General features: G+C 63.7%; 15 protein-coding genes. 7 read left to right on the top strand and 8 right to left on the bottom strand.

Annotation, left to right across the window (positions count from 1 at the left end; all coding sequences use genetic code 11):
- Positions 1-36 precede the first annotated feature (36 nt).
- Positions 37-627, bottom strand: a complete 591-nt coding sequence (locus CCICO_RS08410; RefSeq protein ID WP_018019348.1) for a resuscitation-promoting factor Rpf1 domain-containing protein — start codon at positions 625-627, stop codon at positions 37-39.
- Positions 628-1,452: 825 nt separating this feature from the next.
- Here CCICO_RS08410 and CCICO_RS08405 point away from each other — a divergent pair.
- Positions 1,453-1,842: a cold-shock protein gene (locus tag CCICO_RS08405; RefSeq protein ID WP_018019347.1), complete on the top strand. Its 390-nt coding sequence runs from the start codon at positions 1,453-1,455 to the stop codon at positions 1,840-1,842.
- On the opposite strand, the gene CCICO_RS08400 is transcribed toward CCICO_RS08405, so the two are convergent.
- Together CCICO_RS08400 and CCICO_RS08395 are read right to left on the bottom strand one after the other, a co-directional pair.
- Complete coding sequence (locus CCICO_RS08400) at positions 1,839-2,372, bottom strand: DUF2771 domain-containing protein (RefSeq protein ID WP_018019346.1); 534 nt, start codon at positions 2,370-2,372, stop codon at positions 1,839-1,841. The genes CCICO_RS08405 and CCICO_RS08400 overlap by 4 nt on opposite strands.
- Before the next feature lie 11 nt (positions 2,373-2,383).
- Entirely contained in the window at positions 2,384-3,235 is an 852-nt protein-coding gene (locus tag CCICO_RS08395) for a glutaminyl-peptide cyclotransferase (RefSeq protein ID WP_018019345.1), read from the bottom strand.
- 38 nt (positions 3,236-3,273) lie between these two features.
- On the opposite strand from CCICO_RS08395, the gene CCICO_RS08390 reads away from it, so the two are divergent.
- Positions 3,274-4,098: a DUF3027 domain-containing protein gene (locus tag CCICO_RS08390; RefSeq protein WP_301354524.1), complete on the top strand. Its 825-nt coding sequence runs from the start codon at positions 3,274-3,276 to the stop codon at positions 4,096-4,098.
- Between the two features lie 61 nt (positions 4,099-4,159).
- Here the strand turns inward: CCICO_RS08390 and CCICO_RS08385 are convergent, their stop codons facing one another.
- Complete coding sequence (locus CCICO_RS08385; protein ID WP_018019343.1) at positions 4,160-4,849, bottom strand: aminotransferase class IV; 690 nt, start codon at positions 4,847-4,849, stop codon at positions 4,160-4,162.
- A gap of 387 nt (positions 4,850-5,236) precedes the next feature.
- On the opposite strand from CCICO_RS08385, the gene CCICO_RS08380 reads away from it, so the two are divergent.
- The 3 genes from CCICO_RS08380 to CCICO_RS08370 are packed head-to-tail and all read left to right on the top strand — an operon-like array spanning position 5,237 to position 8,258.
- Positions 5,237-6,730 carry an NCS2 family permease gene (locus CCICO_RS08380; protein ID WP_018019342.1) on the top strand — a complete coding sequence of 498 codons (1,494 nt, stop codon included), beginning with the start codon at positions 5,237-5,239 and terminating at the stop codon, positions 6,728-6,730.
- Positions 6,731-6,736: 6 nt separating this feature from the next.
- Positions 6,737-7,390 (top strand): LysE family translocator, encoded by a 654-nt coding sequence (locus CCICO_RS08375; protein ID WP_018019341.1) that lies wholly within the window; start codon positions 6,737-6,739, stop codon positions 7,388-7,390.
- A gap of 13 nt (positions 7,391-7,403) precedes the next feature.
- On the top strand, positions 7,404-8,258 hold the full coding sequence (locus CCICO_RS08370) for a TrmH family RNA methyltransferase (RefSeq protein WP_018019340.1): 855 nt from the start codon (positions 7,404-7,406) through the stop codon (positions 8,256-8,258).
- Here CCICO_RS08370 and CCICO_RS08365 read toward each other — a convergent pair.
- From CCICO_RS08365 to serC, 3 genes are all read right to left on the bottom strand, one after another.
- Entirely contained in the window at positions 8,255-9,250 is a 996-nt protein-coding gene (locus CCICO_RS08365) for a DUF6928 family protein (protein ID WP_244263979.1), read from the bottom strand. The two genes, CCICO_RS08370 and CCICO_RS08365, sit on opposite strands and share 4 nt — an antisense overlap.
- 24 nt (positions 9,251-9,274) lie before the next feature.
- Entirely contained in the window at positions 9,275-10,174 is a 900-nt protein-coding gene (gene sepH, locus CCICO_RS08360; protein ID WP_018019338.1) for a septation protein SepH, read from the bottom strand.
- A 128-nt stretch (positions 10,175-10,302) separates the two neighbouring features.
- A complete protein-coding gene (gene serC / locus CCICO_RS08355; RefSeq protein WP_018019337.1) occupies positions 10,303-11,418 on the bottom strand; it encodes a phosphoserine transaminase in 1,116 nt (371 codons plus the stop codon).
- 968 nt (positions 11,419-12,386) lie between these two features.
- On the opposite strand from serC, the gene CCICO_RS08350 reads away from it, so the two are divergent.
- Both CCICO_RS08350 and fkpA read left to right on the top strand, forming a co-directional pair.
- On the top strand, positions 12,387-13,688 hold the full coding sequence (locus tag CCICO_RS08350; RefSeq protein ID WP_018019336.1) for a citrate synthase: 1,302 nt from the start codon (positions 12,387-12,389) through the stop codon (positions 13,686-13,688).
- A gap of 359 nt (positions 13,689-14,047) precedes the next feature.
- On the top strand, positions 14,048-14,407 hold the full coding sequence (fkpA, locus tag CCICO_RS08345; RefSeq protein WP_018019335.1) for an FKBP-type peptidyl-prolyl cis-trans isomerase FkpA: 360 nt from the start codon (positions 14,048-14,050) through the stop codon (positions 14,405-14,407).
- A 118-nt stretch (positions 14,408-14,525) separates the two neighbouring features.
- On the opposite strand, the gene CCICO_RS08340 is transcribed toward fkpA, so the two are convergent.
- Complete coding sequence (locus CCICO_RS08340; RefSeq protein WP_018019334.1) at positions 14,526-16,058, bottom strand: carboxyl transferase domain-containing protein; 1,533 nt, start codon at positions 16,056-16,058, stop codon at positions 14,526-14,528.
- Positions 16,059-16,148 lie beyond the last annotated feature (90 nt).

The raw sequence follows: 16,148 nt of genomic DNA, 5'->3' as shown, positions 1-16,148 counted from the left end.
GCCGTTGAAGGCGAGGGATTGGCTACGAGGTGATTCTTAGTACAGGGAGTTCACGGTGTTCACTGCCTGGCGAGCCTGGCCCACCAGAGCGTTGTAGGCCTGGTCGACCTGGCCGGGCACGGGGATGCCGGCCTGGCGCGCAGCGCCCTTGGCCTGGCCATAAGCCTGATCGGCGGCGCGGAAGGCATCCTCTACCGGATCGCCGTGGGAGGCAGTGGAGGCGGTGGATGCGGGAGCGGCGGCGCCCGGAGCGGGGCGCTGGCTCGGGGCGGAGTTCAGGCCCAGGCGTGCGGAGCAGGCCGGCCATGCGCCCCAACCCTGGGAAGCGAGCACGCGCTCAGCCACCACGATCTGCTGCTCGCGAGAAGCGCGATCAGCGGTGGGGGCGAACTGCTGACCACCGTGGGCGTTCCAGGTGGCGGGGTGGAACTGCAGGCCGCCGTGGAAGCCGTTGCCGGTGTTGATGTGCCAGTTACCGCCAGACTCGCACTGTGCGAGGCGGTCCCAATCCGAATCCGGAGCTGCGGAGGCGGTGGGGGCCATGGCAGCGGTGGCGGCGCCAACAACCATGGTGCCGGCGGCGATCTTTGCGGTAGTGGACGCGGTCTTGCGTGCGTGACGAGCCATAAGTCTCTTGTGTCCTTTCGGTGTGTGCGCCCCAGTGTCGCTGGCTGGGCCGTGCGGCCTTCGCGTAGCGAGTGGACACGCGCCTAGCGGCGATGCCCCTGCCGCACACACGTTATATAGGTATGGAGGTAGGTTTTGTGTTCTGCGCTGGTATCCCGAGGAGCGCGGTAGTTACTGCGATCCATCGTTCAACGTTGCACGAGTGCAGGGAGGGAATCGTGCTCTTCGTGCTGTGGCCGCCTCGAGGCTGATATTTTTCTCAGCTACGGTGCGGCAACAGGATGGTTGCTGGATGCTCCTCGGTGAGCGCCTACAAGCACCGTAACTGTTTATAACGATTTAGTCACGCTCTGGTGACGCAGAGGCGACGGCCGTGAAGGAATCCCCTGTTCAGGGTGGGCGAATCCGCTGGTGTGATCTATGGCACACAGTGGTCTAGCATGTCCGCGAGGGGCGTGTTAGGGGTTGATATATGCGCCCTTTTGGCCAGCTAGAGGGGTGAAAATAGAGAATTGTGGGGCAGATGTTACTGGTGGTATCGGGCTCGAGTGGCGCCAAGATGCACATGATGATCACGCCCGCAGTACCAAAGACGCCCACTGCTGGCGTCACAGCAGCGGGCGGGCGCGTAGTGCCTTTCACACCGGCGGGTGTGGCCGAGTGCGGCGGGGAAGAATAGAATACTGTTCTTTAGTCTGTGCGCACTCGGCGATCACCGCGACACCAAAGAGTGCAGGCCCACTTGGGCCTGCCAAGAATTGCGGGATGCGGTGATTGGGACGAGTGCAAAGCTATCTGTGCGGAGCAAAGAAGAGGTGATAGGCCATGCCAATCGGCAAGGTGAGGTGGTATGACCCCGAGCGTGGGTTTGGCTTCGTGTCCAACCCGGGCGAGGAAGACTGCTATGTGAGCAAACAGGTGCTGCCCGCTGGGGTGGAGGAGCTGCATAAGGGCCAGCGCATCGAGTTTGACTTTGCCGCTGGTCGACGTGGCCCGCAGGCCCTGCGCGTGACGGTGCTCGATAGCCCGCGCACTCGCCGCCGCCCGAGCCGCACCTACTCGGCCGAGCAGCTGAACTCCATGATTTCTGATGCGATGACGGTGCTCGAAACCGAGGTGCAGCCAGGGCTTGCCGCCGGCCGCTATCCCGAGCGCAAGACCGGCCGGCAGATCGCGGCAATCCTGCGCGCTATCGCCAAGGAGCTCGACACCTAGGATTCTGGCTGGGTGTGAATCGACCAGGTGACGTTGTAGGGGGTTTCCTCCCCGTCGTCATTGTGGCCAATGAGTACGGACTTCACCTCCACGACCACGAGGCGTGGCTTTTCGGTGGAGTCCTTATCTTTGTTCTCAACTGAACCGGGGATCTCTACATCCGTGCGCTCGTTGGCAGTGAAATACTGCTCGTCGTTGTAGGCGGGATCATCGTAGATGGTCAACAGTGCCCAATCGTGATCGTGCACTACCTCGGGGATAGCCAGCGAGAGCGTGTCCTCGGCGCCAACATCGATGGAGGCCACCTCGCCTTCTTCGGGTTTAACGCCGACCTCGGCCACCACATAGGGCGAGACCTCCACCGAGGTGTCATTCACTCGCGCGTCGAGCGTGACCGTCTCCGGCTCGGGATCGGGGCGGTTAGACACCACCTTCGTTACCACCATCGTCACTCCGAGAACGGCAATCACCGCCACGATGAGCAGCAGCACGGTACGGAATTGGGCGCGACGTTGTTTGCGGGTAGCCATGCTCACCGATTCTAGCTTTCGCTGAATTCCACCTCGTAGAGCACCGGCCAATTCTTGCCGGTGAGATAGAAACGCCCGTCGTCTCCGGCGGCGATGCCATTGAGCACGGTATTGGGATCGGCGGGGGCGTGGGAATCCAGCGAGGAGGCGTCGATAAGCGCGAGGAGCGTGCCGTCGTTGGGGCTAAAGACCACGATCTCGTCGGTGGTGAAAATATTGGCGTAGATGGCGGGTTCTCCGCGGAATTCGGCGCACTCCAGCTCGTTGAGGCGGCGAATCTCGCGGCCCTCGGTATCGCGCACCGTGAAGGAGCCGGTGGGCTGGAAGTCGCTGCTGCTCATGGTGCGAATCGTGGCGGTGCCGTCCGAGAGGAACATCGGCCCGGTGCCGTCGAAGGCGCAGAGCCCCCAGCCTTGGCCCTCGTAGGATGCGCGCGCCCGTTCGGCGAGGGTATCGGGATCGCGCTGGATCGCTTGGCCTGCCTTCCACGTCAGCTGCCAGACGGAGCCGTCGGATAGGGTGGCGCCCTCGCCGAAAAGCTCATCATCGAGTGGCAGGGATAGCCGTGGTGCGTAGTCCTCGCGCTGCCGGTATTGGATGGTGGACTCGCCCCTCAAACCGGTCGAAAGCAGGAAGGAATCACCCACCACCTGCAGACCTTGGACGAAGGTGGGTTCGATCTCGCGGGAATCCACGACCTTCGGTACCAAGGTGGGAACCGTTGCGGTGGAGGTGGTGGCGCTGACTTCACTGCCGGTGGGAGTGGGGGAGTCAGCGGCATCCTGTTCGGTAGCGCATCCTCCAAGCGCACACGCCCCCACGCAGGCGATAACAAGGGTGGATGTGAGCGAAGCAAACCTCATACCTCGTATTCTGCACCACGTTGGGGATAATGGTAACCGTGACACAGTCAGAGCCTTCCCGATCCGCACGCCCATCCGCCCGCAGCGTCGCTCGCCGCCGCCGTCGTTCCCGCCGCCCCCGCGTGGCCGCCGGCAGCGCTCCGAGCACCAGCCCTAGCGGCCCCGCCAGCGCGACAACGCGTGGTGGCACGCACGTGTTGTTGACAAAGAAGGCCCGCAGCGTGGCACTCAGTGCCGCCACCGAGATGGATGAGGGCCCGGTGGGCAAGCACATCGGTGCCCAGCTTATCGACGACACCCTGGCCGTTCACCGCTTCGCCGCAGAGGTGCCCGGCTACCGGGGCTGGCAGTGGCATGTGAGTGTCACCGCCGCTCCCGGCTCGGAGCATGTGACCGTGAATGATGTCTCGCTCATCGCCGGGCGCACAGCCCTCACCGCGCCCGAATGGGTGCCCTATGCCGAGCGCATCCGGCCAGGGGATCTGGACCCCGAAACCCAGCTGCCGCTCGAGGAGGGCGATCCCCGAGTGGTGGAAACCACCGACGATCAGGGCGAGACCCACCGAGAGATCTCCTCGGTGGGCCTATCTAAGGCGCGGCGACGCTGGGGGCGTGGCTCCTTCGGGCCGAGCAGCGAATTTGCCCAAAAAGCCAGCCACGAATGCGGCAGCTGTGCCTTCTACCTGCAACTACCCGAGGAGGTAGGGCGCAACTTTGGGGTGTGCGCCAACGAATACTCCGCCGATGGGCACGTGGTACACACCAGCTATGGCTGCGGCGCGCACTCGGACACCCCGCCCAAAGAGCAGCTGGGCGCGCCCGTGGCCGTGCCGTATGACGATGAAAACCCCATCGAGCTATAAGGCTCTGCAGAGATGGCGCTCAACGGCGCCGGTGCGAGACGGTGCTGAGACGCTGCTGGCGCTAGACCGTGTCGGCGTGGTCCCACAGCCATGCATTGGCGGCGGTGACATCGATATGCGGTGAGCTGTGTGTGCGCGCCGGGCGAGTGGTGCCGTATTCCATCCAGCGCTCCACCTGGCGCACCCCAGCCAGCGAGTCCACATACCACACCTCGCCGCGGCCCAGAAGATAGGGCGGTAGCCCTTTGTCGTGCGGGTGCACGTCGACGCCGAGGGAGACGAGATAGTCCAATACTGGCTCGCGCAGTACCGAGGCGTGGGAGCTGGGATGGGTGGAGATGTGCGCGGTGGCGCCGGTGATCACGATGATGGTGGAGAAGATGCCCTGGAGGACCCGGCCGTGGCCGTCGCTGAGCAGGCCCTCGTCGGCGCCGGCGTGGATCACCCGGTCGAGGTGGTGCTTGAGCCAAGGGTAATCCACCCCATAGCTGGCGGGGGCGCGGCGCTGATCGCGCAGCAGCTGGGCGGCGACACAGATGCGTTCTGCGGTGGGCACATCGGGGCGCAGGCGCACGTTCCAATAGGAGCGCTCGGCCTCGATGATGGGAAAGAAGCTGCCTTGCCCGGCGCCGCGGAGTTGGGCGCGGATCCCCTCGCGATCGCTCTCACTGAGGTGTAGACCTAAGCGGTTGAGGTGTTCCCCGAAATTGCGGACGCGGCCATCGATTTGCCTAAAACTAGTCCTGTACACCGCGGGTGACGTGCTCCTTTGCGTAACTAGGGGGAACGAGGCGGGTGCGTGATATTCACCGGTATCTGTAGCTTAACCCACCGCGGGCCCAGCATGAGAGCCGCGGCGAGCAGCCCTGAGAGGGCTGGTTGATGCAGGCGCCGTGGGCGGCTATTTCTCCCCGCGCGGGTAGCTGAGAGTAACATAAACGCGGCTGTCGAAGAGCGGCGTGCATCCTTTCCGCCTTCGACGCTGCTGTGCACGACACCACGTCGCCACGCGTGCTCCCCTCCGCGCTGAAAGTGATGCTCTCGGGCCGCTGATCGCCGGCCGCCGCCAGGAGGACACCAGCCCGCGCCTCGGCGCCGTGCCAACGGAAAGCGCAACTCTTTTAAGAAAAGGCAGGCCATGACAGCCCCGCAACATCCCGAGGTCGCCGAGCAGAAGCCTCGCGCCGCCCGCGAGCCGAAGAGCAGGCTCGATTCCTTTTTCTCTATTACTGAACGCGGTTCGACCGTGGGCACCGAGATCCGCGCAGGCATGGTCACCTTCTTGGCCATGGCCTATATCGTGCTGTTGAACCCGCTGATTTTGGGCGGTATCGAAGACCGCACTGGGCATTCGCTCGGCATCCCGCAGGTGGCTGCCGTAACGGCGCTCGCCGCCGGTGTGATGTCCATCGCCTTCGGCGTCTTCGCCCGTTACCCCTTCGGCATCGCCACAGGTCTGGGCATCAACACCTTGGTGGCCGTCACCCTCGTTTCCGCCGAAGGTCTCACCTGGCCCGAGGCCATGGGCTTGGTGGTGATTGACGGCATCATCATCGTTGTCCTCGCTGTCTCTGGTTTCCGCGTCGCGGTCTTCCGCGCCATTCCCCACTCGCTCAAGGCCGCGATGGGCGTGGGTATTGGCATGTTCATCGCCATGATTGGGCTTGTCGACGCCGGCTTCGTGCGTCGCATCCCCGATGCCGCAGGCACCACCGTGCCGGTGACTCTCGGCATCGACGGCTCGATTGCCTCGTGGCCCACCTTCGTCTTCGTCCTCGGCCTGATCATCTGCGGTGTGCTGGTGGCACGCAATGTCCGCGGCGGGCTGTTCATCGGTATTGTCACCACCACCATCATCGCGATGATCGTGGAGTCCTTCACCAACTCGGGGCCCTCCTTTGTCGACGGCGAGCCCAACCCCACCGGTTGGTCGCTGGCGGTGCCCACCCTGCCCGAATCCATCGGTTCCACCCCGGATCTCTCCCTAGTGGGCGCGGTGGATCTTTTCGGCGCCTTCGCTCAGATTGGTGCCTTGTCTGCCTCGCTTTTGGTGTTCACCCTGGTGTTGGCGAACTTCTTTGACGCTATGGGCACCATGACGGCGCTGGGTCGCCAAGCCGGCTTGAGCGACGAAAACGGCACTCTGCCCGATATGAAGCGCGCCCTCGTGGTGGAGGGTGTGGGCGCCGTGGTGGGCGGCGGCTGCTCCTCCTCGTCGAACACCGTCTACATCGATTCCGCCGCCGGCATCGCCGATGGTGCCCGCACTGGCCTGGCCAACGTGGTCACCGGCATCATGTTCCTGCTCGCGATGTTTCTCACCCCGCTCTATGAGGTGGTGCCGATTGAGGCTGCCGCACCGGTGCTGGTGATCGTCGGCGCGCTGATGATGGGGCAAATCCGCGAGATCGATTTCACCGAATTCCACGTGGCCCTGCCGGCCTTCCTCACCATCGTGGCCATGCCCTTTACCTACTCGATCGCCAATGGCATCGGCGTGGGGTTTGTGGCCTACACCGCTATGGCCGTGGCCGCTGGCAAAGCCAAGCAGGTGCATTGGTTGCTGTGGCTGATCTCTGCGCTATTCGTGGTGTACTTCGCCATCGACCCGATCCTCGCGGCTGTACACTAGCCGGTGATGCTTGGACCCCTACTGACCTTTTTGGTGGCGAACACCATCGGCATGGTCTCGCCAGGGCCGGACACCGTGCTCATCGTGCGCCTTGCGGGCCGCAGCCGGCACCAGGCGCTGGCCGCAGCGCTGGGTATCGTCACCGGCGCCACCTTCTGGACGGCGCTGACGGTGGCGGGGATGGCACAGGTGCTGCAGCGTTTTCCCGATCTGCTTGGCGTGCTGCAGCTGCTCGGCGGCTGCTATCTCATGTACATGGGTGCCTCCATTGCCCGCGCCGGGTGGCGCGCACGCAGGAACTCACCCCACATCCCCGAGGCCGCAGTGGCGCCAGTGAAGGTGCGCCGCGCCTATCTCACAGGGCTGGCCACCAATCTCTCCAATCCCAAAATCGTGCTCTTTATGGCCGCGGTGCTCAGCCAATTTCTGCCCGTCGGCGCCAGCCTGGGGGTGCACTTGATCTACATCGGCGCGGTGAGCCTCTCGGCGCTGCTGTGGTTTACCACCCTCGCCTTCGTGCTCTCCACCCGCCGCGTCAGCCGCGCCATGCTGGGCCTGAGCCCGCAGATCGATATGGTCTCCGGGGCGGTGTTTGTGCTCATCGGTCTCAGCGTGGCCATACCTGGGCTGCGCGAGCTGCTGGAAGGCGTTGGCGTGTAGCCCACTAGGATAGGTGGGCGTGGCCATTGTTCTAGATTCGAGTTCCGATCCCCGCTTCGCTGACTACCGTGATCTCAACTCCTCCGATCGTCGCCCCGATGGGCGTGGCGGCAAGGGGCTGGTGATCGCGGAAGGCAACCTCGTCACCGAGAGGTTGCTGCACTCGCGCTGCAGGGTGCGTTCCATCGTGGGCTTCGAGCCGAAGCTATCCCGCTTCCTCGCCCAGCCGGGAGTGAGCGAGCAGATCGAGCGCCGCGGCATCCCCGTGTATTCCACCACCCGCGAGATCCTGGCCGATGTGGCTGGGTTTGATCTTCATCGGGGCCTCCTCGCCGCCGCCGACCGCCCTGAGCCCAGAGAGGTCTCGGGTGTGATCGAGCAGGCGCGAACCCTCGTGATTGCCGAGGGAGTGGGAGATCACGAAAATATCGGCTCCCTTTTCCGCAATGCCGCAGGCCTCGGTGTCGATGGGGTGCTCTTCGGCGCCGGCTGCGCCGATCCGCTCTACCGCCGAGTAGTGCGCGTATCCATGGGCCATGTGCTGCGCCTGCCCTTCGCGCATCTGGAAGGGGGATACACCACCTGGCAACGCAGCCTCGACGAGGTGCGTGAGGCCGGGTTCCACATCGTCTCGCTCACCCCCAACCCAAAGGCCGCGCTACTTAAAGACGCGCTGGTAGACGAACACGGCGAGCCCTACGAGAAAGTGGCGCTACTCATTGGCGCCGAAGGGCCTGGGCTGACCGAGCACGCCATGCGCGCCACCGATATTCGAGCCCGCATCCCCATGGCCGCAGGAACCGACTCCCTCAATGTGGCCACCGCCGCAGCGGTGGCACTCTACGAGCGGGCGCGGTCGCTTGCTTAAGACTCGTCCTCGATCAACGGGCTATCTGGGGTTGAATCCTCCTGCTCAGGCGTCTCGCGCCGCGGCGGACGCTGAGAAGAACGCGGGGCAGTAGGAGAGTTCGAGCCCGGCCGCGGCAGCTGTGCCGGGGTGGAACTGCGCGGACGGTCGGTGTGCCGCAGCTTCTCCGATAGCTGCTCACTCACCGTGCTCGCGGCGTCGCGCACCTTTGAGCCGGCCTTACGCATCCACGACCAGCCGGTGCGCACCACCGCGCTCACCTCGTGGCTGGGGGAGTGCTCCTCGCTGCGGGTGGAATCAAGCGCGTAGTCATCATAATCGCGATCCACGGCGCCCAGCCCCAGCTTGGAAGAAGCCGCGGAGACAATATCAGCGATACTGCGAGAACTCGGCGGCGCGGATTCCACCTTCGGCTCGGGCCGGCCATCGGTGGCATAGCCCACCACGTTGACATCGGGCCCGCCCTCATACATGCCCACCCACTGTTTGGTGGCTTCGGTCACGAGATCGATCGGCTCGAAAGGCAAGGCGATACCGCCGACGCTATCGCTGCGCTCACCCGCCCAGAAGGGCAGTTCGAAATGCTGCGGAATACCCTCGTCCTCATACACTCGGTCGCGCCGGGCGGCGAAGGCCCGCAGCAGGGTATCGCCCTGCCAGTGGGCGAAAGCGCCGTAGCCGCGCTCGTGGTTATAGGCGGTCACGTACAGATCGCGGGCGGGAAGCGAAGAACGCAGCGCCGGATCGATCTCGGAGATCTTGCGAATATCGGGGATATAGGTTTGCACCAGCGATAGCCCGGGAAAGCCCGCGATATAAAACTCGTGCTCGGAGACACCCGTGGAGCGGTTGAGAGAAAACTGCCCGATGGGGGTGATAGGCCAGCGCGGGTCCAACTGGGCGAGGTATTTGCGGCCGAAGCCGCGATTCGCGCGGGGCTCGGTGGCGATGACATCAGCCGGGTTATCGATGTTGACGAAGAAAAACGTCACTACTGCGGGCCGCTCCATCGCGCCTTAGCTCCTTGGTCGTTTCGTGTTCGAGCGCACGCCCAAGAGGACGTCTTCCCAATGTGGCGTGGTCGCCTTGCGCCGGCGCCGCTTCGGCGCCTTACCCTCGGGTGGGTGCTGCAAAAAGTCCTCATCCTCGCCGTCGCGGGGGCGCTCAGGGGCGCGCAGTTCTTCGGCGTCGGCGAAGTCGGCCGGATCATCAAAATCCGCGTCTTCCTCCTCGGTCTCGCTTACTGAGCTCAGCGAGCGCGACTGCTGGGAGAAGCCCGGATTGATCAGCTCGGAGGCGAGCTGGTTACGAGCCACCGCTGTGGGCGAGGAAGTCAGGTGGTTGAGATAGGAGTACTCGGCCACGTTTGTGCTTCGGCCCACCGTCCATGTGATCGTGATGATCCACTGCCCCGAGGGATCACGGTAGGCATCCCACACCGCGTCGCTGACGGTATGACCGCGCGCGGCGAAGGCGGTAGCCAGCACCTCCCACAGGGTCAGCTTTGCCGGCCCGTCGTCGCGCACCGGATGCGCCTGCTTCGACATCTCCGCGATCCGGGCCCGCTCCAGCAGCACCGGATGGGCATAGGGCTCGATCCTGGATTCGGTGACATCATTTTCCTCGGCCAGTTGCGCCACAGTAGCACCGGCACGCACCCGCTCCTGGATTTCCCGCGGGCGCATGCGCAGCGGGGTGGTCAGGCGGGGATCAACGCTTGTCGACGCCGACTCCTCGGCAGGCTCCGCCACCGGGGCGGGGGCGGGAGCGGCTGGTGGGGGCGCGTCCGCGGAGAGGGCGTCGATAAGCTGCGTGCGCAGCTCGTCGCTGACAGCCAAGAACACCTGTTCCTCGTCGAGGTGAAAAACGAGCGAGTTCCTCGTGGACTCCGCTGCGTTGAGTTCTAGCTCGCGCATGCACGCTCCCTGCATCGGTCGGGACAAACTAACACGTCTAACCTTAATGGAAAACGCGCACGTGGTGGATCACTCACGTGCGCGTGTTTAGCTGCTTTATCCGCTGCTAGAGGGGATTAGTTGAACCGTCAGCGGGCATCGAGAACATAATCGATGGCCGAGGTGAGCAGCTGTATATCGGCCGAGTCAATGGCCGGGAACATGCCGATGCGCAGCTGATTGCGCCCCAGCTTGCGGTAGGGCTCGACGTCCACGATGCTATTGGCGCGCAGGGTTCGGGCCAGCTGGGCGGCATCCACACTCTCGTCGAAGTCGATGGTGCCGACCACCAGCGAACGCTTCTCCGCATCAGCCACATACGGGGTGGCCTCGGGGCGGGCGAGTGCCCATTCATAAAGGATTCGCGAGTTGGCAGTGGTGCGCTCCACCATGGCATCCAGACCGCCCTGCTCGTTCATCCACTGCACCTGATCGCGCAGCATCAGCAGGCTCGCCACGGCCGGGGTGTTATAGGTCTGGTTTTTGCGCGAATTAGTCACCGCGGTTTGCAGATTCAAAAACGCTGGGATGAAGCGATCAGAGGCGTTGATCTTTTCGATCCGCTCCAGCGCGCGGGGGCTCATGGCGGCCAACCACAATCCGCCATCGGAGGCGAAGCACTTCTGCGGGGAGAAGTAGTACACATCGGCCTCGGCCATATCCACCGGCAGGCCGCCGGCGCCGGAGGTGGCGTCGATCGCGATCAGCGCATCGGTGTCCGGCCGGGTTACCGGCATCATGGCGCCGGTGGACGTCTCGTTGTGGGCCCAGGCCAGCACATCCACCCCGTCCAGCGGGCGCACCTCGGGGGTGCTTCCCGGCTCGGCATCCACGACCTCGGGGGCCTCCAGCCACGGCGCCTTGGCGGCGGCGGTGGCGAACTTGCCCGAGAACTCGCCGCAGGTGAAGTGGCCAGAACGCTGCTCAATCAGGCCAAAGGTAGCGGCATCCCAAAAGGCGGTGGCGCCGCCCAGAGACAGCACGATCTCATAGCCCTCGGGCAGGGAGAACAGCTCGGCCAAGCCGGCGCGAACATCACCCACCACATCCTTCACGCCAGGCTGGCGGTGGGAGGTGCCAACGATACTGCTGCCGCCGTCGACAATCGCCTGCAGCTGCTCCGGGCGCACCTTGGACGGGCCACAGCCGAATCGGCCATCGGCGGGGATCATCTCAGCGGGGATAGTAGGACAAGCCTCAGACATATCTATGTGGATCCTTATACAACAGAGGACACGGGCATCTTTCAGGCACAAGAAGCCATACAAGTGCAGCGCTTGGCGCGCTGTGACTGTTTAGACTAATCAACCGCCCGCGGTGGTGGGCGCTGCTTTCACAAAAGGGGGTGGTGTGCAGACACCCGCACCATGGGGTTGATGCGGCCGCCAGTCTCAGGCATCAGCGGCACCGGCTGTTGCTCGATGGGGCCACCGGATCACGCTGGGCGGGGGTAAGGGCAGGGGGAGTATGTGAGGGGTAAAAAGGGCGCCGATAGGGGCGAGGAGAGTGGGCCTGGCAGGGGCATCTTCCCAGTGCTGCAAAGGGCAACCTTTGCAGCAGCTGAGCATGAGCTGTGAGGGATTTGTTGTCCGCGTCACAGGGGCTGGTAGACTGTTGCCGTCGATGCTAGATAGGGCCGCTGATCAGCGGCAATATCCTCAGCATCGGACATGTGTGACGCGAACACATTCTCTGTGAGACGGGCCTGAATGCGCAGTGCCCATGGCTCGGAAATCTGCCCTCTCAGCGGTGCTTTTGGTGCTCTTTAGTGTCAAGGGCTTGGCCGTGAAGCGGCGTGAGCGGCGGAGAGACGTGCGCGTCCATCTCGGATCTGTGATCGTGTGGGTCAGCATCCCACGATCTCCCGTGCCTGCCCCCTAAGCGGAGGTAGGGCGGGTGTGCACGGGGTGGGCGGGCGCCGGCACGCATGCAGTCAAAAACGTATAGTGTGACGTACAGGAACACTGTCGGCCGCGGGTTGCAAAGCTCACGCGTCGAGGTGGATAAGGTCTCATGCTCGGGCGAACGATGCCTTCTTATATCAGGTATCGCCACCATGGTCCGCCCAAGCGGAAATCCGCACGGCACTCTTTCCACACATCGACGTGAAAGAGCCTCCACCTACGATCGATCGCGGCCGACACGATATGTCAACTTCATTGAAAGGGATACTGTGGCTACAGATAACAAGGACAAGGCCGTACTTCACTACCCCGGTGGTGAATTCGAGATGGACATCATCAAGGCCACCGAAGGTAATGACGGTGTTGCCCTCGGCAAGATGCTGCAGGAGACCGGCCTGGTTACCTACGACCCGGGCTATGTGTCTACCGGTTCCACCGCTTCTGACATCACCTTCATCGATGGTGCCGAGGGTATTCTGCGCTACCGCGGTTACGCCATCGAGGATCTGGCCGCGAAGGCCACCTTCAACGAGGTGTCCTACCTGCTGATTCACGGCGAGCTGCCCACCCGGGAGCAGCTGGCCAAGTTCAATGACGATATTCGTCACCACACCCTGCTGGATGAGGACTTCAAGGCGCAGTTCAACGTCTTCCCCCGCAACGCCCACCCGATGGCGGTGCTGGCCTCCTCCCTTAATATCCTCTCCACCTACTACCAGGATGAGCTGGACCCGCTTAACGAGGAGCACCTGGACAAGGCCACCGTCCGCCTGATGGCGAAGGTGCCGATGCTGGCGGCCTATGCGCACCGCGCCCGCCACGGCCAGCCCTACATGTACCCGGATAACTCCCTCAACGCCCGCGCAAACTTCTTGCGCATGATGTTCGGCTTCCCCACCGAGCCCTACGAGATCGATCCGCTCATGGTGAAGGCCCTGGATCAGCTGCTCATTCTGCACGCTGATCACGAGCAGAACTGCTCCACCTCCACCGTCCGCATGGTGGCCTCCGCACAGTCCAACATGTTCGTGTCTGTGGCCGCCGGTATCAACGCCCTCTCCGGCCCGCTGCACGGCGGCGCTAACCAGGCTGTTCTCGAGATGCTCGATGACATCAAGGAGAACAACGGCGGCGACGCCACCGACTTCATGAACCGCGTGAAGAACAAGGAAAAGGGCGTGCGCCTGATGGGCTTCGGCCACCGCGTGTACAAGAACTACGACCCGCGCGCCGCGATCATCAAGGACACCGCCCACGAGGTGTTGGAGAAGACCGGCGGCGACGAGGCACTCGAGTTGGCCATGGAGCTGGAGCAGATCGCCCTCAACGACGACTACTTCATCTCCCGCAAGCTCTACCCGAACGTGGACTTCTACACCGGCCTGATCTACCGCGCCATGGGCTTCCCGACCGACTTCTTCACCGTGCTGTTCGCCATGGGCCGTCTGCCCGGCTGGATCGCCCAGTACCGCGAGCTCGTGGAGAACCCGGGTTCCAAGATTTACCGCCCGCGTCAGGTCTACACCGGCCAGCCGCTGCGCGAGTTCGTTCCCCGCTCCGAGCGTGGCTAAAAACCACAGATCATAGTGCCAACGGGCACATCTCACCGCCATCCTGTGTCATGCAGGGTGGCGGTTGTTTTTTCAAGCCTTGAGGCCACGAAAGCGGGTATCCGCGGCGCGGAATTATTCGGGGTTGAGTTCTTTCTTAGGTACACTATGCGGGTAACCCAGCCCGAGAGGGGCGCCACCAACTGAGAGCGGAACGCGCTCACGGTAGGCGGCAAGCGAGCACAGGATCACGCCTCGGCCACGGTGTCGTGGTGGCGGCGGAACGGATTCTGGCTCCTCGCCCTGTCTGCAACCACCACGGTGCGGCAGGTGTGCGTCTCGGGCGCGAGTGCACATACATATCTAACAGGAGTGAATTCATGGACAAGCCACAGATTGACGTTCAACAGGGGCCTGCACCTGAGGACATCGTGATCGAAGACCTCGTGGTCGGCGACGGCGATGAGGCTCAGCCGGGCGGCCTGGTGGAGGTTCACTACGTGGGCGTCGATTTCGAGACCGGTGAGGAGTTCGACTCCTCGTGGGATCGTGGCCAGGCTATCGAATTCCCGCTGTCCGGCCTCATCGCCGGCTGGCAGGAGGGCATCCCCGGGATGAAGGTGGGCGGACGTCGCCAGCTCACCATCCCGCCGGAGGCCGCCTATGGCCCCGCCGGTGGCGGCCACCCGCTCTCCGGCCGCACCCTGGTGTTTGTCATTGACCTTCTCTCGGTCGGCTAAGACACACACCACCTCGGCGCCACGGCGCCGATACGCGCACACGCCGCGAACTACGCCCCGCTCCTGCTTGTCGAAAGCAGCACGCGCAAAGGCTTTTCGCGGCGTGTGCGCTGTTGTATCAGGGCTGCATTTCCGCCAAACGCTCATAGCCCTGGAAGCGGTGTTCGCGGCCCACGAGCTTCACGTTGTGTTCGAGGTTCCACAAGGTGTAATCCACACTCTCGAGGATGCGGGCGACAAACTCCTCGGGATTATCGGCGGCATCGCCTAGGGTGCCGTCTGGTCCTTCAGGAACGATGCCGGAGACAATGCCGGCATTCATCAGGCACACCGCGCTCACGTCCTGTGCATCCATCATCTCTGCGGCGTGGTGCACATCGCGGTGAATGATTGCCGAGGCTCCCTCCGGTGGTAGGGGAGATAGCCAGCCATGCTCGGCGCTGATCACCGCATCAGAGGGAAGCATCGCCAGTGCCCCGCCGCCACAGCCTTGCCCCAAGATCACCGATACCGTGGGCACGTCCACGCTCACTAACTCATTCAACGTCCGCGAGATCGAGCCGGCCATCCCGGCCTCTTCCGCCTCGCGGGATAGCTCCGCCCCAGGGGTATCGATGAAAGAAATCAATGGAATATTAAGCTCGTGCGCCAATTGGATGCCACGGCGGGCAAAACGCAGCGCCGCGGGCCCGAGTTCGCTGACAGCGTGCGGAGGCTGGGCATGCCGATCCTGGCCCATGATCACCACGGGCCGGCCGCCAAGGCTGGCGATACCCACCTGTACCGCGGGGGAATGGCGGCCATCGCCGGTGCCATTGAGCTCGATATAACTCTCAGACAGCGCCGCGAGTACATCCCGCAGGCCTGGGCGCCCGCTGCGGCGGGTAGCCACAATCGAATCCCATGCCGAGGTCTCAGGCTCATAGCCCTGCTCGGCGGTGATGAGATAGCTCGGACGTGCTGGGGCCTGCGGGTGTGGATCGGGGGTCAGGGTGGTCACCAGCTTGATCACGCTGTTACGCAGCTCTGCTGGGTTGATCACCCCATCGATCACGCCGTGGGTGGCCAAATTTTCCCCCGTCTGCACCCCAGGTGGCATGGGCTTGCCCGTGGTCAGCTCCACCACGCGGGGGCCGAGGAAACCGAGCAGCGCGCCGGGTTCGGCGAAGGTGAGGTTTCCGGCTGAGCCCCACGAGGCCATCACCCCGCCCGTGGTGGGATTGCGTAGATACACCAAAAAGGGCAGGTGCTTGTCCTTGTGGCGATACACCGCCGTGGTGATCGAGACCATGAGGGAAAACGCCGGGGTGCCTTCTTGCATGCGGGTGCCGCCGGAGGAAGGGGAGATCAGCAGCGGCAGCTCTTCGGCGGTGGCGCGGTGAATGCCGTCAATAATGCGGCGGGCGGTGGCGGCGCCAATCGAGCCGCCGAGAAAACGAAACTCGCCGAGAACGCAGGCCACTCGGTGGCCGGCGACAGTGCCTTCACCGATGATCACGGCCTCGTCCACCCCGGACTTCTCACGCGCTTGTGCCAGCGAGGCCTGATAGGCCTCGTCGATGTCGCCATAGTTCGGTGTGCTACCCCAATTCTGGAAAGAATCGGGATCGAGTACTTCATCAATCAGCTGCTGTGCGCTCGTGTGTCCCATACTGGCTGAGCATATCGGGGCGCACCCCTCCTTGCGGTGGAAATAGGAGAAAGTTGTGCCGCTGACCTGCCGGGTTACACCCACGTGTGG

Source organism: Corynebacterium ciconiae DSM 44920 (assembly GCF_030440575.1).
GTDB lineage: Bacteria > Actinomycetota > Actinomycetes > Mycobacteriales > Mycobacteriaceae > Corynebacterium > Corynebacterium ciconiae.
Note: the sequence above shows the minus strand (reverse complement) of the source record. Positions and strands in the feature narration are given on the sequence as shown.